General features: G+C 62.5%; 22 protein-coding genes and 1 pseudogene. 17 read left to right on the top strand and 6 right to left on the bottom strand.

The window, feature by feature from the left end; genetic code table 11:
- The first annotated feature begins 92 nt into the window (after positions 1 to 92).
- The 5 genes from sufC (at position 93) to sufA (ending at position 4,418) form a co-directional block, all read left to right on the top strand.
- Positions 93 to 848 (top strand): Fe-S cluster assembly ATPase SufC, encoded by a 756-nt coding sequence (gene sufC, locus NKJ12_RS13155; protein WP_254817628.1) that lies wholly within the window; start codon positions 93 to 95, stop codon positions 846 to 848.
- 43 nt (positions 849 to 891) lie between these two features.
- On the top strand, positions 892 to 2,160 hold the full coding sequence (gene sufD / locus NKJ12_RS13150) for a Fe-S cluster assembly protein SufD (RefSeq protein WP_352703033.1): 1,269 nt from the start codon (positions 892 to 894) through the stop codon (positions 2,158 to 2,160).
- A gap of 124 nt (positions 2,161 to 2,284) precedes the next feature.
- Positions 2,285 to 3,526, top strand: coding sequence for a cysteine desulfurase (locus tag NKJ12_RS13145; protein ID WP_352637795.1), 1,242 nt, complete (start codon positions 2,285 to 2,287; stop codon positions 3,524 to 3,526).
- Between the two features lie 5 nt (positions 3,527 to 3,531).
- A complete protein-coding gene (locus tag NKJ12_RS13140) occupies positions 3,532 to 3,927 on the top strand; it encodes an SUF system Fe-S cluster assembly protein (protein WP_352458424.1) in 396 nt (131 codons plus the stop codon).
- Positions 3,928 to 4,037: 110 nt separating this feature from the next.
- Positions 4,038 to 4,418 carry a Fe-S cluster assembly scaffold SufA gene (gene sufA / locus NKJ12_RS13135; protein WP_013895897.1) on the top strand — a complete coding sequence of 127 codons (381 nt, stop codon included), beginning with the start codon at positions 4,038 to 4,040 and terminating at the stop codon, positions 4,416 to 4,418.
- Between the two features lie 35 nt (positions 4,419 to 4,453).
- Here sufA and NKJ12_RS13130 read toward each other — a convergent pair whose 3' ends face one another.
- The gene (locus NKJ12_RS13130; protein ID WP_352703031.1) at positions 4,454 to 4,951 is read right to left on the bottom strand and encodes a GFA family protein; all 498 of its coding nucleotides are present in this window, start codon (positions 4,949 to 4,951) and stop codon (positions 4,454 to 4,456) included.
- Between the two features lie 90 nt (positions 4,952 to 5,041).
- Here NKJ12_RS13130 and NKJ12_RS13125 point away from each other — a divergent pair.
- A pseudogene (locus NKJ12_RS13125) lies at positions 5,042 to 5,365 on the top strand (TfoX/Sxy family protein).
- Positions 5,366 to 5,398: 33 nt separating this feature from the next.
- On the opposite strand, the gene NKJ12_RS13120 reads toward NKJ12_RS13125, so the two are convergent.
- Positions 5,399 to 6,331, bottom strand: a complete 933-nt coding sequence (locus NKJ12_RS13120; protein WP_352703029.1) for a carbohydrate kinase family protein — start codon at positions 6,329 to 6,331, stop codon at positions 5,399 to 5,401.
- Between the two features lie 277 nt (positions 6,332 to 6,608).
- On the opposite strand from NKJ12_RS13120, the gene recA reads away from it, so the two are divergent.
- The 3 genes from recA (at position 6,609) to NKJ12_RS13105 (ending at position 11,470) form a co-directional block, all read left to right on the top strand.
- Positions 6,609 to 7,706, top strand: coding sequence for a recombinase RecA (gene recA, locus NKJ12_RS13115; RefSeq protein WP_023674696.1), 1,098 nt, complete (start codon positions 6,609 to 6,611; stop codon positions 7,704 to 7,706).
- A 259-nt stretch (positions 7,707 to 7,965) separates the two neighbouring features.
- The gene (gene alaS, locus NKJ12_RS13110; protein ID WP_352703027.1) at positions 7,966 to 10,632 is read left to right on the top strand and encodes an alanine--tRNA ligase; all 2,667 of its coding nucleotides are present in this window, start codon (positions 7,966 to 7,968) and stop codon (positions 10,630 to 10,632) included.
- A 58-nt stretch (positions 10,633 to 10,690) separates the two neighbouring features.
- The gene (locus NKJ12_RS13105; RefSeq protein WP_352703025.1) at positions 10,691 to 11,470 is read left to right on the top strand and encodes a PhzF family phenazine biosynthesis protein; all 780 of its coding nucleotides are present in this window, start codon (positions 10,691 to 10,693) and stop codon (positions 11,468 to 11,470) included.
- A gap of 244 nt (positions 11,471 to 11,714) precedes the next feature.
- On the opposite strand, the gene NKJ12_RS13100 is transcribed toward NKJ12_RS13105, so the two are convergent.
- Together NKJ12_RS13100 and NKJ12_RS13095 are read right to left on the bottom strand one after the other, a co-directional pair.
- Positions 11,715 to 12,341, bottom strand: a complete 627-nt coding sequence (locus NKJ12_RS13100; RefSeq protein ID WP_352703023.1) for a glutathione S-transferase family protein — start codon at positions 12,339 to 12,341, stop codon at positions 11,715 to 11,717.
- Between the two features lie 9 nt (positions 12,342 to 12,350).
- The gene (locus NKJ12_RS13095; RefSeq protein ID WP_352703021.1) at positions 12,351 to 13,562 is read right to left on the bottom strand and encodes an NADP-dependent isocitrate dehydrogenase; all 1,212 of its coding nucleotides are present in this window, start codon (positions 13,560 to 13,562) and stop codon (positions 12,351 to 12,353) included.
- A 204-nt stretch (positions 13,563 to 13,766) separates the two neighbouring features.
- Between NKJ12_RS13095 and NKJ12_RS13090 the strand changes: the two genes are divergently transcribed.
- The 4 genes from NKJ12_RS13090 to NKJ12_RS13075 all read left to right on the top strand — a co-directional run bounded on the left by NKJ12_RS13090 (position 13,767) and on the right by NKJ12_RS13075 (position 16,592).
- Positions 13,767 to 14,633: an RNA methyltransferase gene (locus NKJ12_RS13090; protein ID WP_352703018.1), complete on the top strand. Its 867-nt coding sequence runs from the start codon at positions 13,767 to 13,769 to the stop codon at positions 14,631 to 14,633.
- 78 nt (positions 14,634 to 14,711) lie between these two features.
- Positions 14,712 to 15,356, top strand: coding sequence for a DUF805 domain-containing protein (locus NKJ12_RS13085; RefSeq protein WP_352703016.1), 645 nt, complete (start codon positions 14,712 to 14,714; stop codon positions 15,354 to 15,356).
- A gap of 158 nt (positions 15,357 to 15,514) precedes the next feature.
- Positions 15,515 to 16,327 carry a glutamate racemase gene (gene murI, locus NKJ12_RS13080; protein WP_352477507.1) on the top strand — a complete coding sequence of 271 codons (813 nt, stop codon included), beginning with the start codon at positions 15,515 to 15,517 and terminating at the stop codon, positions 16,325 to 16,327.
- 76 nt (positions 16,328 to 16,403) lie between these two features.
- On the top strand, positions 16,404 to 16,592 hold the full coding sequence (locus NKJ12_RS13075; protein ID WP_023674705.1) for a DUF3008 family protein: 189 nt from the start codon (positions 16,404 to 16,406) through the stop codon (positions 16,590 to 16,592).
- 90 nt (positions 16,593 to 16,682) lie between these two features.
- Here the strand turns inward: NKJ12_RS13075 and NKJ12_RS13070 are convergent, their stop codons facing one another.
- Complete coding sequence (locus NKJ12_RS13070) at positions 16,683 to 16,895, bottom strand: hypothetical protein (RefSeq protein ID WP_023674706.1); 213 nt, start codon at positions 16,893 to 16,895, stop codon at positions 16,683 to 16,685.
- 380 nt (positions 16,896 to 17,275) lie between these two features.
- Between NKJ12_RS13070 and rpsD the strand changes: the two genes are divergently transcribed.
- The 4 genes from rpsD to NKJ12_RS13050 all read left to right on the top strand — a co-directional run bounded on the left by rpsD (position 17,276) and on the right by NKJ12_RS13050 (position 20,207).
- Positions 17,276 to 17,893, top strand: a complete 618-nt coding sequence (gene rpsD / locus NKJ12_RS13065) for a 30S ribosomal protein S4 (RefSeq protein ID WP_352506432.1) — start codon at positions 17,276 to 17,278, stop codon at positions 17,891 to 17,893.
- A gap of 158 nt (positions 17,894 to 18,051) precedes the next feature.
- Positions 18,052 to 18,933 carry a tRNA 2-thiocytidine(32) synthetase TtcA gene (gene ttcA, locus NKJ12_RS13060; RefSeq protein ID WP_352506567.1) on the top strand — a complete coding sequence of 294 codons (882 nt, stop codon included), beginning with the start codon at positions 18,052 to 18,054 and terminating at the stop codon, positions 18,931 to 18,933.
- Positions 18,923 to 19,750, top strand: coding sequence for an inositol monophosphatase family protein (locus NKJ12_RS13055; RefSeq protein ID WP_352506431.1), 828 nt, complete (start codon positions 18,923 to 18,925; stop codon positions 19,748 to 19,750). The genes ttcA and NKJ12_RS13055 overlap by 11 nt, the downstream gene beginning before the upstream one ends.
- 49 nt (positions 19,751 to 19,799) lie before the next feature.
- Positions 19,800 to 20,207 carry a UCP034077 family protein gene (locus tag NKJ12_RS13050; protein WP_254817643.1) on the top strand — a complete coding sequence of 136 codons (408 nt, stop codon included), beginning with the start codon at positions 19,800 to 19,802 and terminating at the stop codon, positions 20,205 to 20,207.
- Positions 20,208 to 20,225: 18 nt separating this feature from the next.
- Here NKJ12_RS13050 and NKJ12_RS13045 read toward each other — a convergent pair whose 3' ends face one another.
- Positions 20,226 to 21,425: a multidrug effflux MFS transporter gene (locus NKJ12_RS13045; protein WP_254817732.1), complete on the bottom strand. Its 1,200-nt coding sequence runs from the start codon at positions 21,423 to 21,425 to the stop codon at positions 20,226 to 20,228.
- Positions 21,426 to 21,584 lie beyond the last annotated feature (159 nt).

Genomic DNA, 21,584 nt, shown 5'->3' with positions numbered 1-21,584 from the left:
GATGTTTGAGTACTGCGGCCGGGCGCCGAAGCCTTGAAGCAGTTGTTAAATCGAGTTTAGCCGGGCAGACGGCTACGGATAGGACGAATGGAATGCTTGAAATCAGAAACCTCCATGCCCGTATCGTCGATGACGGCACCGAGATCATCCGCGGCCTGAATCTTTCGGTGAAGGCCGGTGAGGTCGCCGCCATCATGGGGCCGAACGGCTCGGGAAAATCGACGCTGTCCTATATCCTTGCCGGGCGCGAGGATTATGAGGTCACCGAGGGCGACATCCTCTACAACGGCCAGTCGATCCTCGACATGGATCCGGCTGAGCGCGCAACTGCCGGCATCTTTCTCGCCTTCCAGTACCCGATGGAGATACCGGGCGTGGCGACGATGGAATTCCTGAAAGTGGCGATGAACGAGCAGCGCAAGGCGCGCGGCGAGGAACCGCTGAAGATCCCGGAGTTTCTGAAGCGCGTGAAGGAAGCTGCCGCCTCGCTAAACATGGACATGGCGATGCTGAAGCGGCCGCTCAATGTCGGCTTTTCCGGCGGCGAGAAGAAGCGCGCCGAGATCCTGCAGATGAAGCTTCTCGAGCCGAAACTCTGCGTCCTCGACGAGACCGATTCCGGCCTCGATATCGACGCGCTGAAGATCGTCGCGGACGGCGTCAACACGCTGCGCTCGCCGGACCGCGCCATCGTCGTCATCACCCACTACCAGCGCCTGCTCCAATACATCGTGCCGGATACGGTGCACGTGCTCTACAGGGGCCAGGTGATCAAGTCGGGCGACAAGTCGCTTGCGCTCGATCTCGAGGCCAATGGCTATGCCGGCGTGATCGGGCAAGCCGCGTGAGATGCCAGCAGGCCCGGAAGGCAAGCCAAACAAGGCGATACTGATGAATATGCACACGACACCCCAGCGGACACCGGCCGAAACGGCGCTGATCGACGCCTTTGGCGAGCGGCTGTCGCTGCTGCCCGGCGACGGCGCGGTGATGCTGAAGCGCGACGACGCCATCGAAGCGATCAAGAGCGGCCTGCCGACGCGGCGCGTCGAATCCTGGCACTATACGGACCTGCGCCGGCTGCTGATTTCGGTGCCGGACTTCGATCCGGCAGCGGTTGCGAAAGCCATTGCGCCGATCGTCGAGGGCTCCAGCGTTTTGCCGGTGCTGAACGGCGTTTCGAGTATGAAACTGCCCGATATCGAAGGCGTTGCCGTGCAGCGCCTGTCGGAGAAGCTGACCGACGGCAGCGCAGCATCTGGGCTTGAGTCTTATGGCAGCGACGACGCCATCGGCGCGCTCAACACCGCCTTTGTCGCCGACGGCTATTTCGTCGACATCGCCGACGGTGCTCAACTGGATAGGCCGGTCGAATTGCAGAATTTGCAGGCCGGCGGACAGTCGCATGTGCGGCTGACCGTCCGCGTCGGCACCGGCGCCAAGGCTGTCGTCGTCGAGCGCCAGACGGGCGAGGGGGCGGCACTGGTCAGCTCGGTCAGCCAGCTTGTGCTTGGCGAGGGCGCCGAAGTGACATGGCTGGTCGTGCAGGAGCAGCCGGATACGGCGACGCATCTCGCCCAGTTCAAGGCGCATCTCGGCAAGAACGCGAAACTGACGCTGTTCGTCATGAATGCCGGCGGTAAGCTTGTCCGCCAGGAGGTCGTTGTGAAGACGACCGGCGAGGGCGCCGAATTCACGCTGCGCGGCATCAACCTTTTGGCCGGCGACACCCATACCGACGTCACCATGGTGCTCGACCATGCCGTGCCGCACACCGCCTCGACCGAAGTCATCCGCAACGTGGTGACCGGCAGAGCGCGCGGCGTCTTCCAAGGCCGCATCAATGTCCACCAATATGCGCAGAAGACCAACGCCAAGATGGCCTGCAACACGCTACTTCTGTCGGATGACGGCGAGTTCTCGACCAAGCCGGAGCTTGAAATCTTCGCCGACGACGTCGTCTGCGGTCATGGCGCGACCGTCACCGAGATCGACCACGGCCATCTGTTCTATCTGATGGCGCGCGGCATAGACGAGAAGACCGCGCGCGGCCTGCTGGTCAAAGCCTTCGTCGCCGAAGTGATCGAGGAACTGGACGACGAGGCCATCGTCGAGGCGCTGGAAGCACGGCTCGACAACTGGTTCGTGGCGCACGGGTGAGTGGCTCAAGATTCCGGCGTCATCCTCGGGCTTGTCCCGAGGATCTGCCGCGTGGGACAAGGAACTGGCAAAATCCGAGGGCTAGTAGATCCTCGGAACAAGCCCGAGGATGACGGTCGAGACGATGGACCAGAAAGTCGAAAACATTCCTTACGACGTCGAGGCGATCCGCCGTGACTTCCCGATCCTGTCGCGGCAAGTCTACGGCAAACCGCTGGTCTATCTCGACAATGGCGCCTCGGCGCAGAAGCCGCAGGCCGTGCTCGACGCTATCCAGCACGCCTATTCCCAGGAATATGCCAACGTCCACCGCGGCCTGCATTTCCTGTCCAATGCCGCGACCGACGCCTATGAGAAGGCGCGCGAGACGGTGCGCCGTTTCCTCAACGCACCGAGCACCGACAACATCGTCTTCACCTCGAACACCACGGCGGCGATCAACACGGTTGCCTATGGTTTCGGCATGCCCAATATCGGCGAGGGCGACGAGATCGTGCTCTCGATCATGGAGCACCATTCCAACATCGTGCCGTGGCATTTCATCCGCGAACGGCAGGGCGCGAAACTGGTGTGGGTGCCGGTCGACGATCTCGGCGTCTTCCACATCGAGGAATTCGAGAAGCGGCTAACCGACCGCACCAGGCTGGTTGCCATCACCCATATGTCGAACGCGCTGGGCACGGTGACGCCGATCAAGGAGATCGTGCGCATTGCCCATGCCCGCGGCATTCCGGTGCTGGTCGACGGCAGCCAGAGCGCCGTGCACATGCCGATCGACGTGCAGGACCTCGACTGCGATTTCTTCGTCTTCACCGGCCACAAGGTCTATGGCCCGTCGGGCATCGGCGTGCTCTACGGCAAGAAGGATATTCTGGAGCGCATGCGCCCGTTCATGGGCGGCGGCGAGATGATCGAGGAGGTGACGCAAGACATCGTCACCTACAACGACCCGCCGCACCGTTTCGAGGCCGGCACACCGCCGATCGTGCAGGCGATCGGGCTTGGTGCTGCGCTGGAATACATGGAAAAGATCGGCCGCGAGCGCATCGCCGCGCACGAGGCCGATCTGAAGGATTATGCGCATCAAAAACTGCGCGCCATCAATTCACTGCGCATCTTCGGCGACGCGCCCGGCAAGGGCGCCATTATCTCGTTCGAGCTGCAGGGCATCCACGCGCACGACGTGTCCATGGTCATCGACCGGCAGGGCGTGGCGGTCCGCGCCGGCACGCATTGCGCGCAGCCGCTGTTGAAACGCTTCGGCGTAACATCCACATGCAGGGCGTCGTTCGGCATGTATAATACCAGGGCCGAAGTCGACGCTTTGGCCGATGCGCTGGAGAAGGCGCGAAAGTTCTTCGGGTGACGATCATGGATGATGCGAGCCACACCGCCGAAAGCACGGCACTGGATATGACCACCAATGCGGCGGTTTCCGGGTCAACGATTCCTGCCGACGAACTGGCGCGGCTGACCGACGACATCGTCTCGGCGCTAAAGACGGTCTACGACCCGGAAATCCCGGCCGACATCTATGAGCTCGGCCTCGTCTACAAGATCGACATCGAGGACGACCGCTCGGTCAAGATCGACATGACGCTGACCGCACCCGGCTGCCCGGTGGCCGGCGAAATGCCGGGTTGGGTGGAAAATGCCGTCGGCGCCGTCGAAGGCGTTTCCGGTGTCGAGGTCAACATGACCTTCGACCCGCCCTGGTCGCCCGACCGCATGTCGGAAGAGGCACAGGTGGCGGTTGGCTGGTACTAGCATCCGACCAGCCAGAGGCTGGCGCACTTGCGCCGGGTACAAAACTTCACCATTTTAGGTGAGGAATCATTCGGCAGGCCTTGAACCTGCGCGCAATGGAGAAGGAAAACATGGGACGCTTCGCCGTCATCACGATGACCGAAAAGGCCGCCGACCGGGTGCGCGAGATCGTCGCGACCCGCGAGAATGCGCATGGCATTCGCCTTGGCATCAAGAAGGGCGGCTGCGCCGGCATGGAATATACGGTCGACCTGGTGACCGAGCCCAACACCAAGGACGACCATATCGAGCGCGACGGCGCCCATGTCTATGTCGCGCCGGAGGCAGCGCTTTTCCTTTTCGGCACCGAGATGGATTTCGAGCAGACGACGCTGCGCACCGGCTTCACCTTCCACAACCCAAACCAGAGTTCGGCTTGTGGCTGCGGCGAATCGGTCGAACTGAAGCCGGCCGATTTGAAGGCCTTGGCTGAAGCGCGCGCTTCCGCCTGATCTTTCCTTCTCCTCCGTTCACGGGGAGAAGGGACCTAATCCACCCACATTCCTGTTCGTTTGTGCCAGTCGGCAATTGATTCTTCCGGGTAGACGTCGAAGACCTTGTCCCTTTTGCCGATCTCCGGCTCGACCCAGTTCGCCTTGTATTTCAGCATAAGATGCACCTTCTCCGGCGGCTTTGGCAGGTCTGTGTCGATCGCCGAGGCGAAGGGGTGCACCAGCTCCGGCCAGGTCGGGTCGTAGAGCCAGAGTGCCGTCCCGCATTTCGTGCAGAAGTTCCGCTCGCCCGTCGAGATTTCGCGTTGCGGGTGCTCGTCGTCCTCGATCTCGGCGCGGTAGACGCCGAGATGGCGCTTGCCCTGGATTTTCAACGTCTTGTAATCGGCGCCGAGATTGATGGCGAAACCGCCACCGCCCTGCTGCTTGCGGCAGATCGAGCAGTAGCACAGCATGAACGGCACCGGCGTGTGGCTTTCCACCTCGAAACGCACGGCATTGCACCGGCAGGACCCTTTGAGCAGAAGCGGCATGAGAAACTCCGACGAAACTGGTTCCGAACTTGTCAGGATGGTGCCGGTTGCGGCGATGACAAGGGGAAATCCGGATGACATGATCGCCGCATGGACAATGAGCGCATCGAAGAGCTTTTCGAAGGCCTTGGCCCGGTTAGCATCCGCAAGATGTTCGGCGGCAAGGGCATCTATTTCGACGGCGTCATCGTCGCCGTCGTCATCCGTGACGAATTGATGCTGAAGGCTGACGCGGAAAGCGCGCCTGAATTCGAAGCGGCCGGCTGCCGGCAATGAACCTATACCGGCTCACGGCACGGCAAGCTGGTGTCTATGCCGTATTGGAGCGTTCCCGACAGTGCCTTCGATGATCCGGATGAGATGGCGATCTGGGCACGCCGCGCCTACGAGGCAGGACGGCGCGCCGGAAAATAGCTGCGTTATGCTTCGGCAATTCCGGGCCGCACTTCATGCCAGGTCCCGCGCCTCGGGCACGAGCGCCAGCGCCTCGGCAAAGCTGGCACTGGTGAAGGCGGCGCTCTCGATGGCGAGCGTCGCGGCGGCGACGCCTTCACGCAACGCTTCGCGCAGCTTCAGGCCACGCAGCAGGGCAGCGATCGTGGCGCCGGCCAATGCGTCGCCCGCGCCTGTGGCATCGGTCCGCTTTTGCAGTGGCGGTGGCAGGATCGAAAATGCGCCGGTTTGGTCGAAACCGAGCACCGGTCCGTCGCCGGCGGTGATCACGCCGCTTTTCAGGCCGGCGCGTCTCAGGCTGTCGACGATGCCTTGATCGCCAGCATCGATGTCGGCGCCGGCGAGCACGCCGGCCTCGTGCCGGTTCATGAACGCCATCGCCAGACGGTCGAGCACCGGCGTCAGCCGCGCCGCTTTGCTGGGCGAGACGGCAAGCGCAAACACCGGCTTGCCGGCGGCGAGTGCCGCCAGCCGCTCCAGCGCGGTCGACGGCAGGTTGGCGTCGCACAGGATCGTATCGGCCGAACCGATAGCTTCGCGCACCTTGGCGCGGCGGATCTGCTTGGGAAGCGCCAGCTCATAGAGCACCATGTCGGCAAGGCCGGCGATCAGCCGGCCGTCGCTATCGATCAGTATCGTATGGCTTGGCGTTGCCCGGTCGAGGAACACCGCCGACAGGTCGGCGATTCCGGCCTCGGCGACGGCGCGTAAAACCGTGTCGCCCAGAGCATCGCCGCCGCGCACCGAAAGCAGCGAGGCCGAGGCGCCGCGCCGCACCGCCCAGCGCAAGGCGTTGAAGACGGCGCCGCCAACATGCTCGCGCATCGTGCCGGGGTTCAAGGCGGCTGGCACGAAGGTGCCGGCAACCCGGCCGCGCCGCTCGATATAGGCGCCGCCCACGGCCAGGATCGTCGGGGAGTTCATCATGCCGGCGAAATGCCCTTTGCTGTTGCCCGGGAGGAGACTAGGTCGCTGGGCGGAACCCTGCAATCGCGGGTGCGATTCGGTTGGTGACGGCGGCGGCGCCGCATGCGAGGCCGGTTGCATCCGGAAGCAAAATTACGAAACAAAAATAGAACAAATATGGATATCCTTTATTTTTCAAATCCTTGCCGCTCATTGACAAATGAGAACAAACGAGGTACATTCTTTTAAGGATTGCGGGATTGTCCGGCCTCCATTGACGACCACGGGGTGATGTATCATGGCTCAGAATTCTTTGCGGCTTGTAGAGGACAAAGCGGTGGACAAATCAAAGGCTCTGGATGCGGCGCTGTCGCAAATCGAGCGTGCCTTCGGCAAGGGCTCGATCATGCGGCTCGGCGCAAACGAGCAGGTCGTCGAGATCGAAACGGTGCCGACCGGCTCGCTTGGGCTGGACATCGCGCTTGGCGTCGGTGGCCTGCCGCGCGGCCGCATCGTCGAGATCTACGGGCCGGAAAGCTCGGGCAAGACGACGCTGGCGCTGCACACGGTGGCCGAAGCCCAGAAGAAGGGCGGCATCTGCGCCTTCGTCGATGCCGAGCACGCGCTCGACCCGGTCTATGCCCGCAAGCTCGGCGTCGATCTCGAAAATCTATTGATCTCGCAGCCCGATACCGGCGAGCAGGCGCTGGAGATCTGCGACACGCTGGTGCGCTCCGGCGCCATCGACGTGCTGGTGGTCGATTCGGTGGCGGCGCTGACGCCGCGGGCGGAAATCGAAGGCGAGATGGGCGATTCGCTGCCCGGCCTGCAGGCGCGCCTGATGAGCCAGGCACTGCGCAAGCTCACCGCCTCGATCTCGCGCTCCAACACCATGGTCATCTTCATCAACCAGATCCGCATGAAGATCGGCGTCATGTTCGGGTCGCCCGAGACGACGACCGGCGGCAATGCGCTGAAATTCTATGCTTCGGTCCGCCTCGACATCCGCCGCATCGGCTCGGTCAAGGATCGCGACGAGGTCGTCGGCAACCAGACCCGCGTCAAGGTGGTCAAGAACAAGCTGGCGCCGCCCTTCAAGGTGGTCGAGTTCGACATCATGTATGGTGAGGGCGTCTCCAAGACCGGTGAGCTGGTCGATCTCGGCGTCAAGGCCGGCGTGGTCGAAAAGTCGGGCGCCTGGTTCTCCTACAATTCGCAGCGTCTTGGCCAGGGCCGCGAAAACGCAAAACTGTTCCTGCGCGACAATCCCGACACGGCGCGCGAGATCGAGCTGGCGCTGCGACAGAATGCCGGGCTGATCGCCGAGAAATTCCTTGAAAACGGCGGCTCCGAAAGCAGCGACGACGGTTTCGAGGACGACGCTGGGGTGATGTAGGGCAAGCGACGCCTCGCGGAGCCTCAGCCGGGTTTCGATTTGATGTTTTGATTTTGAGTTTGCGTAATCGATGCGTTTCGAACCGCCGGCCCCGTGCCGGCGGTTCGCGTTTGACGGCGAGGCAGACGCGTTTCAAAGCGCTGTTGAAAGCGGGGATTTGAGCCCATTTGGTGTTTCTGGACAGGCTGCGGTGCGACCGCTAAAAGGCCATGTCTATTTTCCGCCGGCAGCCGGCGGTTCTCTCGAAAAGGCAGTATTCATGAGTGGCGTCAACGAGATCCGGTCGGCATTTCTCGACTATTTTCGCAAGGAAGGTCACGAGGTCGTCGCGTCAAGCCCGCTGGTGCCGCGCAACGACCCGACGCTGATGTTCACCAATGCCGGCATGGTGCAGTTCAAGAACGTTTTCACCGGTCTGGAGAAGCGGCCCTATTCGCGCGCCACGACTGCCCAGAAGAGTGTTCGCGCCGGCGGCAAGCACAACGACCTTGACAATGTCGGCTACACCGCGCGCCACCTGACCTTCTTCGAGATGCTCGGCAATTTCTCCTTCGGCGACTATTTCAAGGAGCGCGCCATAGAGCTTGCCTGGAACCTGATCACCAGGGAGTTCGGGCTGAAGAAGGACAAGCTGCTGGTCACCGTCTACCACACCGACGACGAGGCGGCCTCGTACTGGAAGAAGATCGCCGGCCTTTCGGACGATCGCATCATCCGCATCGCGACTTCGGACAACTTCTGGGCAATGGGTGACACCGGGCCTTGCGGGCCGTGTTCGGAGATATTCATCGACCGTGGCGAGCATATCTGGGGCGGCCCCCCCGGCAGCCCCGAGGAGGATGGCGACCGGTTCCTCGAATTCTGGAACCTGGTGTTCATGCAGTATGAACAGGTGACGAAGGAAGAGCGCGTCGACCTGCCGCGTCCGTCGATCGACACGGGCATGGGCCTCGAGCGCATGGCCTCCATCCTGCAAGGGGTTGAAAGCGTCTTCGAAACCGACCTGTTCCGCCACCTGATCGACGCTGCATCGTCGGCGCTCGGCAAAGGTCCGGATGCGGACACCGTCGCATCGTTCCGGGTCATCGCCGACCATTTGCGTTCGTCCTGCTTCCTGGTCGCCGACGGCGTGCTGCCGTCCAACGAAGGACGCGGCTACGTGCTTCGTCGCATCATGCGCCGCGCCATGCGCCACGCGCAGTTGCTCGGCGCCCGCGATCCGCTGATGTGGCGCCTGGTGCCGGCGCTGGTCCGCGAGATGGGGCAAGCCTACCCGGAACTGGTGCGCGGCGAACAGATGATCACCGAGACGCTGAAGCTTGAGGAAACTCGTTTCCGCAAGACGCTGGTGCGCGGCTTGGGCTTGCTTTCGGAGGCGACGGAAAAGCTGGCCTCCGGCGACATGCTGGATGGCGAGACAGCGTTCAAGCTCTACGACACCTATGGCTTTCCGCTCGATCTGACGCAGGACGCGCTGCGCCGGCGCAACATCTCGGTCAACCTTGCCGGCTTCACCGAGGCAATGGAGCGGCAGAAGGCGGAGGCACGCAAAAGCTGGGCTGGTTCCGGCGAGGCCGCAACCGAGACGGTATGGTTCGCGGTGCGTGAGGAGACCGGCGCCACCGAATTCCTGGGTTATGAGACCGAGCAGGCGGAAGGCCTTATCCAGGCGCTGGTCAAGGACGGCAAGACCGTCGACAGTGCCGGCAAAGGCGACGCCGTTGCCGTGGTTGTCAACCAGACGCCGTTCTATGGCGAGTCCGGTGGCCAGATGGGCGATACCGGCGTCATTTCGGGCGACGGGTTCTCGATCGAGATATCCGATACCCAGAAGAAGGCCGATGGGCTTTTCGTCCATCTCGGCAGGGTGGCCAATGGCACTGTCAAGACGGGCGCGACCGTCGAGCTGAAGGTGGACCACGCGCGGCGCTCCAGGCTGCGCGCGAACCATTCCGCCACACATCTGATCCATGAGGCGCTGCGCGAGGTGCTGGGTACCCATGTGGCGCAGAAGGGCTCGCTGGTCGCGCCCGAGCGTCTGCGCTTCGACATTTCGCACAACAAGCCGATCTCGCCGGACGAGCTCGAAGAGGTCGAGCGCATGGCAAACGAGATCGTCGTTCAGAACGGCCCGGTGATCACGCGACTGATGTCTGTCGACGACGCCATCGCCGAGGGCGCCATGGCGCTGTTTGGCGAGAAGTATGGCGATGAAGTGCGCGTCGTTTCGATGGGCACGGGCTTGCATGGCGCCAAGGCCAACCGGCCTTATTCGGTCGAGCTATGCGGCGGCACGCATGTCAGGGCGACCGGCGATATCGGCCTGGTGCGCATCGTGTCCGACAGCGCGGTCGCTGCCGGCGTGCGCCGCATCGAGGCGTTGACCGGCGAGGCCGCCAGAAAGCATCTCGACGAACAGGACAAGCGGCTGAAGGCGGCCGCCGCCGCGCTGAGGATTTCGGCGGCCGATGTGCCGGCCCGCGTCGAGGCGCTGCTCGACGAGCGCAAGAAGCTCGAAAAGGAGCTGACAGAGGCGCGCAAGAAGCTGGCGCTGGGCGATCGCTCGCCAGCTGGTGTGCCTGCGGAGAACGAAACCATTGCCGGTGTCGGTTTTCTCGGCAAGGCGGTATCGGGCGTCTCGCCAAAGGATCTTAAGCCGTTGGCCGATGCCGGCAAGAAGTCCCTCGGCTCCGGCGTCGTCGTCTTTGTCGGCGCCGGCGAGGACAACAAGGCGAGCGTCGTCGTCGCCGTTACCGATGATCTGACCGGCCGCTTCAGCGCCATCGATCTGGTGCGCGTCGCGTCCGCGGCATTGGGCGGGCAGGGCGGCGGGGGGCGACCGGATATGGCCCAGGCCGGCGGCCCGGACGCCTCGAAGGCCGAAGACGCGATCGCTGCGGTGAAGGCGGCGCTGGAAGCTGCGTGAATCTGCACCAGTAAGGCCAGGCCGAAGTGGCAGCGGGGATGATGTGGCAACGTTGACTATGTATCAAGTCGACGCTTTTGCCGAACGGGCTTTCCAGGGCAACCCTGCTGCCGTTCTCATTTTGGAGGACTGGCTATCGGACGACGTGATGCAGGCCATCGCAAACGAGAACAATCTTGCTGAAACCGCGTTTGCGCGGCCGAGTGGCGAGGGTTGGGATTTGCGCTGGTTCACACCGGTTCATGAAGTCGACTTCTGTGGCCATGCTACACTTGCGGCCGCCCATGTGCTGACTACGGAATACAATGGTCTGGGCGAAATGGCCTTCGCCACCCGGGTGGGCGAGCTGCGGGTTTCCCGGCGGGAAGGCGCCTATCAGCTCGATCTGCCGTGTTTTCCGCCGCAGCCCGTCGAGGACGAGCTGAACTCGGCGCTGCAAGCGATATTGCTTCAGCGGCCGGCTGCGAGCTTCCGCAATTTCGAGAACCTGTTTGTCGAGCTTGCCGACGAGACAACCGTGCGATCTTTCGTTCCCGATCTGCTCAGGATCGGACGTTTTCATCCTCTCGGCCTGGTCATTACCGCGCCTGGGCGAGCCCATGATTTCGTCTCGCGTTATTTCGTACCCGGAGCTGGCATTCCCGAGGACCCGGTGACTGGCTCCATTCATGCGACATTGGTGCCGTACTGGGCTGAAAAGCTCGGCAAGACGCATGTGTCGGCATTCCAATGCTCGCAGCGCGGCGGGCATTTGCTATGCGAGCTGGCCGGAGATCGCGTGCTGATCACAGGCCGTGCGAAGACCTTCATGAAGGCGGAAATCTACCTTCCCGATTGAGCGGCCTGGCTCGGGTTCCTCGCCCCCACGAAGTGGGTACGAAGTGGGGAGAGGTGGCCGCGAAGCGGCCGGAGAGGGGGCCTGCGGCAACCAGACGAAAAGAAAGTCTGTGTCGGACGTGTGAAAAAGACGTTCGAGGACGGTGTGTCGATTTCCCCTCTCCGTCTCGGCTTCGCCGAGCCACCTCTCCCCGCAAGCGGGGCGAGGAACCCAAGTCCTGCCACGTTGCGTGCCTCGCAGAGGGTCATTCAGCCTTTTCGGTCTTCGCAAAACTCTCGCGTCCGGTGATGCGCGCATACCAGTCCTGGATATCGGCAGACTCGGCCAGCAGTTTTCGCCCCTCGGCGACCTTGACGAAATAGCTGATGATTGGCGCGGCGTGCAGGTCGGCCAGCGTCAGGTCCGTCCCCAACAGCCAAGGCCCTTCGGCCTTCAGCGAAGACAGCGCCTGCAATGCCGTTCTCGCCTGCCGCAACCCGTTGCCGATCACAGCTTCGTCGGGCGGCGTTTTCTCCAGCCGCTCGACCGCGACATCCCAGACCATGGCCCTGTAGGAGTAGGCATCGAGCATGCCGGTGATCTGGTTCATGCGTGCTCGAGGCCGGGCTTCGACCGGCTGCAGCGCCGGGCCGTCAAAGGTTTCGTCGACATAACGGGCAATCGCGCCGGTCTCGTAGAGGCGAAAGCCGTCATGCTCGAAGGCCGGGATGCGGCCGAACGGCTGGTGCTCGAAGTACCAGCCGGGAATGCCGTCCGCGGCAAAGACGTCGACAGGCACCAGCTCGTAGCCGACACCCTTTTCCTCGAGCACCAGCCGCACGATGCGCACATAGACGCTGTAGTCCGCGCCGTAGACGACGGGCTTGCCCATGTCGCGGGCTCAGGCCATCGCCTTCTGCAAATTCTCGTCGATCTTGTCGAGGAAGCCGGTGGTCGAAAGCCATGGCTGGTCGGGGCCGATCAGCAGCGACAGATCCTTTGTCATGAAGCCGGACTCGACCGTCTGGACGCAGACCTTTTCCAGGGTCTCGGCAAAGCGCTTCAGTTCGGCATTGTCGTCGAGCTTGGCGCGGTGCGCGAGGCCGCGCGTCCAGGCAAAGATGGAGGCGATCGAATTGGTCGACGTTTCCTCGCCCTTCTGATGCTGGCGATAGTGGCGGGTAACGGTGCCGTGCGCGGCTTCCGCCTCGACGGTCTTGCCGTCCGGCGTCATCAGCACCGAGGTCATCAGGCCGAGCGAGCCGAAGCCTTGCGCCACCGTGTCGGACTGAACGTCGCCGTCATAATTCTTGCAGGCCCAGACATAACCGCCCGACCATTTCAGGCTGGAGGCCACCATGTCGTCGATCAGCCGGTGCTCGTACCAGAGCTTCTTCGCCTTGAATTCGGCTTCGAATTCCGCCTCATAGACCTCCTGGAAGATGTCCTTGAAGCGGCCGTCATAGGCCTTGAGGATTGTGTTCTTGGTCGAGAGGTAGACGGGGTAATTACGCAGCAGGCCATAGTTCAGCGAGGCGCGGGCGAATTCACGGATAGATTCGTCGAGATTGTACATGGCCATGGCGACGCCGGCGCTGGGTGCGTCGAACACATCGTGCTCGATCACCTGGCCGTCCTCGCCGACGAATTTGATCGTCAGCTTGCCCTTGCCGGGAAAGCGGAAGTCGGTGGCGCGGTACTGGTCGCCGAAGGCGTGGCGGCCGACGATGATCGGCTTGGTCCAGCCGGGCACCAGCCGCGGCACGTTCTTCATGATGATCGGCTCGCGGAAGATGGTGCCGCCGAGGATGTTGCGGATGGTGCCGTTCGGCGACTTCCACATCTTCTTCAGCTTGAATTCCTCGACGCGCTGCTCGTCGGGCGTGATCGTCGCGCATTTCACGCCGACGCCGTATTTCTTGATGGCGTTGGCTGAATCGATGGTCACCTGGTCGTTGGTGGCGTCGCGGTGCTCGATGCCGAGGTCGTAATATTCGAGCTTGAGGTCCAGATAAGGGTGGATCAGCTTGTCCTTGATGAACTGCCAGATGATGCGGGTCATCTCGTCGCCGTCGAGTTCGACGACCGGGTTCGCCACCTTGATCTTCGCCATGAAAGAATGCCTCGCTTTTGGGGAACGGAACGGCCTTGCCCGCACGGCTGCCGGCCCTGGATGCGGCCCGTATATCAAAGGCTTTTTGGCCGCGCAAACGGCGAACCGCGCCGTAGTGCCGGCATTCCTTGCGAAAGCTTCATTTTCGCCGCCAAATGTGGCAGGGGACTGCGAAATGTCGCAAACAGCAGTTCACTGACAACCATGGCCGCTACCCACGATCCCGACACCCCTCTTGCCTCCGGAACGCCTGCGTCCGGACCGGCGATCATCCTGGTCGAGCCGCAGCTCGGCGAGAATATCGGCATGGTTGCGCGCGCCATGGCCAATTTCGGCCTTGCCGAGCTGCGGCTCGTCAATCCGCGCGACGGCTGGCCGAGCGACAAGGCGCGTGCCGCCGCAAGCCGCGCCGACCACGTCATCGATGCCGTCACGGTGTTCGACGACCTGGCCTCAGCGGTCGGCGATTTGAACTTCGTCTTCGCCACCACGGCGCGCGCGCGCGACAATTTCAAGCCGGTGCGCGGTCCGGTCGAGGCGGGCAGGGCGCTGCGGGCGCGGCAGCGGGCCGGCCAGCGCACCGGCATCCTGTTCGGCCGCGAGCGCTTCGGCCTCTATAATGACGAGGTCGGCCTTGCCGACGAGATCGTCACCTTCCCCGTCGATCCAGCCTTCTCCTCGCTCAACATCGCCCAGGCGGCTCTGCTGATGTCCTATGAATGGATGAAGTCCGGCCTGGAACACGAGACCATGACCAACTTTTCCGGCCCTGAAATGCCGCCGGCTGCCAAGGAAGAATTGCACGGCCTGTTTGCGTATCTGGAAGGTGCACTGGAGGCGCGCGGCTATTTCCGCCCGGCAGCGAAGAAGCCGAAGATGGTCGACAATTTGCGCGCTGTGCTGACCCGCCCCGGCTTCGCCGAGCCGGAGCTCAAGGTGCTGCGCGGAATAATATCATCGCTAGACAGGTTCTCGCCGGCCATGCCGCGCGGCGACGGATCGCCCGGCGACGATCCAAGGCGGCTCCCGGCGGCCGCGGCACGCGCTGCGAGGGCGAAAGACAAAGACTAGGCGCGCAAATGCAGCTGTCTTACCAGTAACCGAATTTTATTTGGTTTGATCCATGGTTTTCGAAACGATGGATCTCGGATGTTTAGCTCAAATATCGGTCGTCTTCGCTTTTTCTTCTATTCCGTGGCTCTGCTGGTTGCGGAAATCGTGACCTTTGTGCTGTGTGTCGTGCTGACCATCGGCATCGAGGGCTTGGCCAATTCGAAACCAGGTCCTTCCAGGGAAGGGCTGGCCGCGGCCGTTCTCGTCGCCTCGCTGGTGATCGTTCTGTTCCGCGCGAATTTCGCCTGGCGTCGAAGCCGCGACGCGCAAGGGTCGGGTTGGATCCTTTGGTCGTATATCGTGTTCTCGACCCTGCTTGCGATTCTGCAGGCCGGCACTGTTCTTGTCGTAAAATTCGACGGCGAAGATTCGCATTCCGGTCTTAACCTGCTGGGATTAGCTCTTGTCGGGCTGTGGGCCGTCATCTTGGCGGCCAGGCCGGCGGGCGGTCGCTCTTCCGATATGGCGTCATCCCTGAGTTTCGACGATTTCGACCCGCCCGGGCCGCTGCGCGGCACCGCGGCGCTTCATTCAGCGTCAGCCGCCGGCGTGACGGCCCAGGCTCCGCCCTACGCCATGCGCGCCGCACCGGTGCCGTCGAACCATGCTGCATCTCAACCTGCATCTCCGGCAGCCGGCCGGCCGCGGGCCGGCGGCTTCGGCAAGCGGGGCCTTGTGTGACCCGTCTCGCCGCATCAAGGCCATGATGGTTCCACATAGAAGCGGCCGGGACAAAGCATCATTGGCCGAAGCAAAATGCATGGGCCGGCCTTCTCTCGTGATCTCGTTTGTAATTCCCCAGCCCTTAGTGTTTCCCAGCCCTTAGTGACTCAATGACCATGACCGATCCGTCGAGCGCCCGTCCGATCCTGATGTTCGATTCGGGCATTGGCGGCCTCACCGTGCTGCGTGAGGCGCGCGTCCTGATGCCTGACCGCCGCTTCATCTATGTCGCCGACGACGCGGCGTTCCCCTTCGGCGCCTGGGAGGAAACGGCGCTGAGAACACATATTCTGGAGTTGTTCGCTAGGCTGCTCGAACGGTTTTCGCCGGCCATTTCGGTCATCGCCTGCAACACCGCCTCGACACTGGTCATCGATGCGTTGCGCGAGCGGTTTCCCGGCCACCCTTTCGTCGGCACCGTGCCGGCCATCAAGCCGGCGGCGGAACGCACGCGCTCAGGCCTGGTTTCGGTGCTGGCGACGCCCGGCACCGTCAAGCGCCAGTACACGCGCGACCTGATCAGCAAGTGGGCGCAGAAATGCCACGTCCGCCTGGTCGGCAGCGACAGGCTGGCTGGATTGGCCGAAGCCTATATGCGCGATGGTTTTGTCGACGAGGACGCCGTGCGCGCCGAGATCGCGCCGTGCTTCGTTGAGCATGACGGGCTGCGCACCGACATCGTCGTGCTTGCCTGCACCCATTATCCTTTTTTGGCCAACCGCATGCGCAAGACAGCACCTTGGCCGGTCGACTGGCTCGACCCGGCCGAGGCGATCGCACGCCGCGCGCTGTCGCTGCTTGCCGATACCGAGGCCGCTTATCGCAGAGAGGCACTGCCGGAAGGGGCCGACCTTGCGTTCTTCACCTCGAACAGCGCCGATTTTCCGACGCGCCGGCTGATGCAGGGATTTGGCCTGGCGATATCCTGACCGCAAGCAATTTTCGCTTTGGGAACATCACACCAGACAACGCGTTTTCCTCTCATCGGAAACGGGAGAAACCATCATGCCAGCCACCTCAAAAGCCCAGCAGAAAGCGGCCGGCGCGGCATTGTCAGCCAAGCGCGGCGAGACCAAGAAGGGCGCGCTCAAAGGTGCGTCGAAGGGAATGTATAAATCCATGAGCGAAAAACAGCTCGAGGAATTCGCCGAGACCAAGCGCAAAGGCCTGCCGGAAAAGAAGTCGAAACACTGATCGACTGACCATTCTGGCGGCGGATGCCGGTCAATAAAAGGCCCGCGGCTGAGCCGCGGGCCATGAAGTCTCAACGGGCGAGGGCGAAAATTACCAGTTCCAGCCCCACCCGCAGCGCCGCACTTTGTAGCGGATGACCTTGCGATGACCGTGACGCCACACCACCTTTTTCTTGACCACGATGCGGCAGACCTGGTGATGCCTGTGCCCATGCCAATGCCGGGCCTGCGCTGGCTCGGGCGCGACCGCCATCGTGCCGGCCATCACCGCGGCTCCTACCAACGTAAGGAAGAACTTCTTCATGCGAATTCCTGCTCCTCTGACTTCAGTCCCTTCCTGATGCCGCTGGCGCAACCTCCCGCCACATCCGGCACGTTCTACAACCGTAACACTATCCGGTTCGGCGACTCGCGCCAGCCAGAAGCTTGACAGCGGTTAAATCTCCGTTTAACCAGCCCACCAACACCGGGCCGCAATGCCCGGTGGTTTTCTTTATGTGTGCAAGACGTTTGGGCAGCCGGTTTTACTTTCCCTATGTCTTGTTTGAAATGACGTGTCCCGTGGGTTTTCCGTCGCGTTGCGTGGAAAACCCTGTCAGGTCTCGAAAACGGAGGCCAGAGGAGGGCGCGTTTCCTTCACCCGGACCATAAGGTTCCGGGTGTGTTGTTTTGAAAGGGAATGCGATGAGCAAGCGCGAATCCGCGAAGTACAAGATCGACCGCCGTCTTGGCGAAAACATCTGGGGCCGCCCGAAGTCCCCGGTCAACAAGCGTGAATACGGCCCCGGCCAGCATGGCCAGCGCCGCAAGGGCAAGCTTTCCGATTTCGGCCTGCAGCTGCGCGCCAAGCAGAAGCTGAAGGGCCACTATGGCGACGTTTCGGAGAAGCAGTTCCGCAAGGTCTATGAAGAGGCGGACCGCCGCAAGGGCGACACCTCGGAGAACCTGATCGGCTTGCTCGAATCGCGCCTCGACGCCGTCGTCTACCGCTCCAAATTCGTGCCGACCATCTTTGCGGCGCGCCAGTTCGTCAATCACGGCCACATCAACGTCAATGGCAAGCGCGTCAACATCGGCTCGTACCGTTGCAAGCCGGGCGATGTCATCGAAGTGCGCGAGAAGTCGAAGCAGCTGGTCATCGTGCTGGAATCGGTGGGCCTGGCCGAGCGCGACGTGCCCGATTACATCGAGGCCGACCACAACAAGATGACCGCGACTTTCACGCGCATCCCCGGCTTGGCGGACGTTCCGTTTGCCGTGCAGATGGAACCGAATCTGGTCGTCGAATTCTATTCGCGCTGATCGGCGCGTTCGTCACGACAAAACCGAAGGCCGCCCCTCCAGGCGGCCTTTTCTTTCTTCGTCCTTTTCAGGGACGTGAGTCGGAAATCGATTTCGATTTTCGATCCGATGCGCTACTGCGGGCGGCAACAGGACTTTAGGGCCGACGCGCCGTGAACATGCAGCCAGACGCCAAAACGCTTGACCCGATCGCCGAGGCCGAAGGCGGCTTTCATCCGCTGTTTGCCGATGTGCCGTCCTCCGTCGAGTTCAACAAGCTGCGCAAGCGGCTGTTGCGGCTTGCCCGCCAGGCGATCGACGATTTCGCCATGGTGAGACCCGGCGACCGTTGGCTGATCGCTCTGTCGGGCGGCAAGGATTCCTACGGCTTGCTTGCCGTGCTGCTTGATCTCAAATGGCGCGGGCTGCTGCCGGTCGAGCTGTTGGCCTGCAATCTCGACCAGGGCCAGCCGAACTTTCCCAAGCACATATTGCCCGATTATCTCGACAGCTATGCCATTCCGCATCGCATCGAATATCAGGACACCTATTCGGTGGTCACCGACAAGCTGGCCGAGGGCAGCACTTATTGCTCGCTGTGCTCGCGGCTGCGGCGCGGCCATCTCTATCGCATTGCCCGCGAGGAGGGCTGCTCGGCGCTGGTGCTCGGCCACCACCGCGAGGACATACTGGAAACCTTCTTCATGAACCTGTTCCATGGCGGGCGCCTGGCCGCCATGCCGCCGAAGCTGCTCAATGACGAAGGCGATGTCATGGTGCTGCGGCCGCTCGCCTATTGTGCGGAAGCCGATCTCGAGAAATTCGCCGGCGCCATGAAATTCCCGATCATTCCGTGCGATCTGTGCGGTAGCCAGGAAGGTCTGCAGCGCAACGCCATGAAGGCGATGCTCGACGACATCGAGAAGCGCATGCCCGGCCGCAAGGACACGATGATCCGCGCCATGACCAATGTGCGGCGTTCGCATCTGCTCGACAGGAAACTGTTCGATTTCGCCGCCCTCAACGAAACCCTCACCACTAGGCGTCCCGATGACATTTGAAGATAGCGCGATCGACTGGCTTGCCGACCTTCTGTCGGAAGCCGCCGTCGCCGAGATCATGCCGCGCTTTCGCCGTTTGAGCGAGGGCGACGTCCGTCGCAAGACCTCGGCCGCCGATCTCGTCACCGAGGCCGACGTCAATGCCGAACGGCTCATCACCGCCAGCCTGCGCCAGCGTTATCCCCACGCAATGATCGTCGGCGAGGAGGCCTGCTCCGACGACCCGACGCTGCTCGACGGTCTCGGCGATGCCGAACTCGCCTTCGTCATCGACCCGGTCGACGGCACTTTCAACTTCGCCTCCGGCGTGCCGCTGTTCGGCGTCATGCTTGGCGTCGTGGTCAAGGGCAAGACGGTCGCCGGCATCATTCACGACCCCGTCGGCAAGGATTGGCTGATCGGCGTTAGTGGCGCCGGCAGCCATATCCGCCATGCCCATGGCAATCTGGAAAAGGTCCATGTCGCCAAACCGGCGCCGATGTCGGAAATGACCGGTGCGGTCTCATGGCACTATGTGCCCGAGCCGGACCGCTCACGTTTGGCGCGCAACCAGACTAAGTCGCTATCGCAGTTCAATTATCGCTGCGCCGCCCACGAATACCGCCTGCTGGCCAGCGGCCACGGCCATTTCGTCGTCTACAACAAGCTGATGCCTTGGGACCACTTGGCCGGCGTGCTGATCCATGCGGAGGCCGGCGGCCATGCCGCGCGCTTCGACGGCAGCGCCTATCTGCCGTCGCATGTCGGGGGTGGCTTGCTGGTCGCGCCGGACCGTGAGAGCTGGCGGGAGCTGCGCCGCGAGCTCTGGGCGGAATAGCTCTTCGCTGCCAAAGGTGTCCAATCTTGTGCGAAACCGGAGATCTCGAATGAAACCTCGGTCCGCAATTGTTGCAACGGCCTTTGCCCTTGCCTTGGTTGCCGGTGTCAATGAAGCAAGAGCTGGGGAACGCGCATGTCGCAGTCCCGACTCCGTCGACACCATAGACGAGATGTTCTCCGCAATCTTCGCCTGTTGGAAGCCGCCGCCCGGAACCGCGGGCATGACCCTGACGCTGCAGTTCTCAATTCGCCGAAACGGCACGCTTATTGGCAAGCCGCGCGCCACTTTCTCCCATCTAGGGGACGATGGTCCGCTCAACCGGGCCTTTGTGGCTTCCGTCCTCGAGGCGCTCGACAAGGCTCTTCCACTGCCCGTTTCCGACAGTATGGGTGGAGCAATCGCAGGACGTACGCTGTTCCCTCGCTTCACCGCGGTCAGTGAGGGTGCATCATAGGCGCACGCGCAATGTGTATTAAACCGGCGGGTTATGCGGCTGGAATAGTCTGCCGCGCTCGGCCAGCAGGATCATCAGCAGCGCCGCCACCGACACGCTGCAGAACCCGGCGGCCAGCGGCGTCACCGTGCCGTTGAAGGCTTGGCCGATTAGCGTGCCGAGAATGCCGCCAAGAAATGTCTGCATGAACCCAAGGATCGACGACGCAGTGCCGGCCAGGTGCCCCAGCGGCTCCATAGCGAGCGCGTTGAAGTTCGCGCCGAGCGCGCCGAACGGGACCATGGCGCAGGCAAAGAAGGCAATGAAGAGCCATAGCGGCATCTTCATTTCGATGGAAACGACCAGCCAGGCAAGGCTGATTGCCAGAAACAGCAGCAGCGCGCTTTGCGACAGGCGGCGCATGCCGATACGGCCGACGAGGCGCGAATTGAGGTAGTTCGAAAACGCAAGCACGCCGGCAACCCCCGCGAAGATGACCGGGAACATCTCACCGACATTGAACACGCTGACATAGATCTGCTGGGCCGAGGCGATGAAGCCGAACATGGCGCCGAAGATGAAGGTGCTGGCGAAGGCGTAGCAGAGCGCGATGCGGTTGGTGAGAACGATGCGGAAGCCGCCGATGATGGAGGACAGCGTCAGCGGCCGGCGATATTCGGGATGTAATGTCTCGGGCAGGCGCAGCAGCGACCAGGCGGACACGATCAGCGCGCCGGCTGCCATGGTGACGAAGATCACATGCCAGGTCGCAAACAGCATGATGAACTGGCCGATACCGGGCGCGACCACCGGAATGGCCATGAACACCATGAAGATCAAGGACATGACTTCGGCCATGCGCCTTCCGTCGAACGTATCGCGCACGATCGAGACGGCAATGACGCGCGTCGCCGCCGCGCCGATGCCTTGCACGGCCCGGCATAGCAGAAGCGTGGCGAATGACGGGGCGATTGCCGCAGCGCCGGCCGCGACGACGTAGATCACCAGCCCTGCGACAAGAGGCGCGCGGCGCCCGAAACGGTCCGAGATCGGCCCGAAGAACAGCTGTCCGCCCCCAAAGCCAAGGATATAGGCGGTGACCACATATTGCCGGTGGTTTTCATTTTCGACGCCAAGCGAAGCGCCGATCTGCTGCAGCGCCGGCAAAATAATGTCGATGGCCAGCGAATTGAGCGCCATCAGCGCCGCGCACAGCGCAATGAATTCCCAGCGCGGAATGGGCAAGGTGCTTGCCTTTTGCTGCGCTTGTGCTTGCTGATCCACGGCCAGTCCGATCCTCAACGAAAATGCGCCGGCTGGCCGACGCATCCATTCGTTGATTGCCCCGATGTCGGGCAGAACTTTTTGCCAAGGTGGGGGCTGCCCCGGCGCTTATCG

Origin of the sequence: Mesorhizobium sp. M0195 (genome assembly GCF_040322115.1) — a bacterium.
Classification (GTDB): Bacteria; Pseudomonadota; Alphaproteobacteria; order Rhizobiales; family Rhizobiaceae; genus Mesorhizobium.
This window is presented reverse-complemented; position numbering and strand designations above follow the sequence as displayed.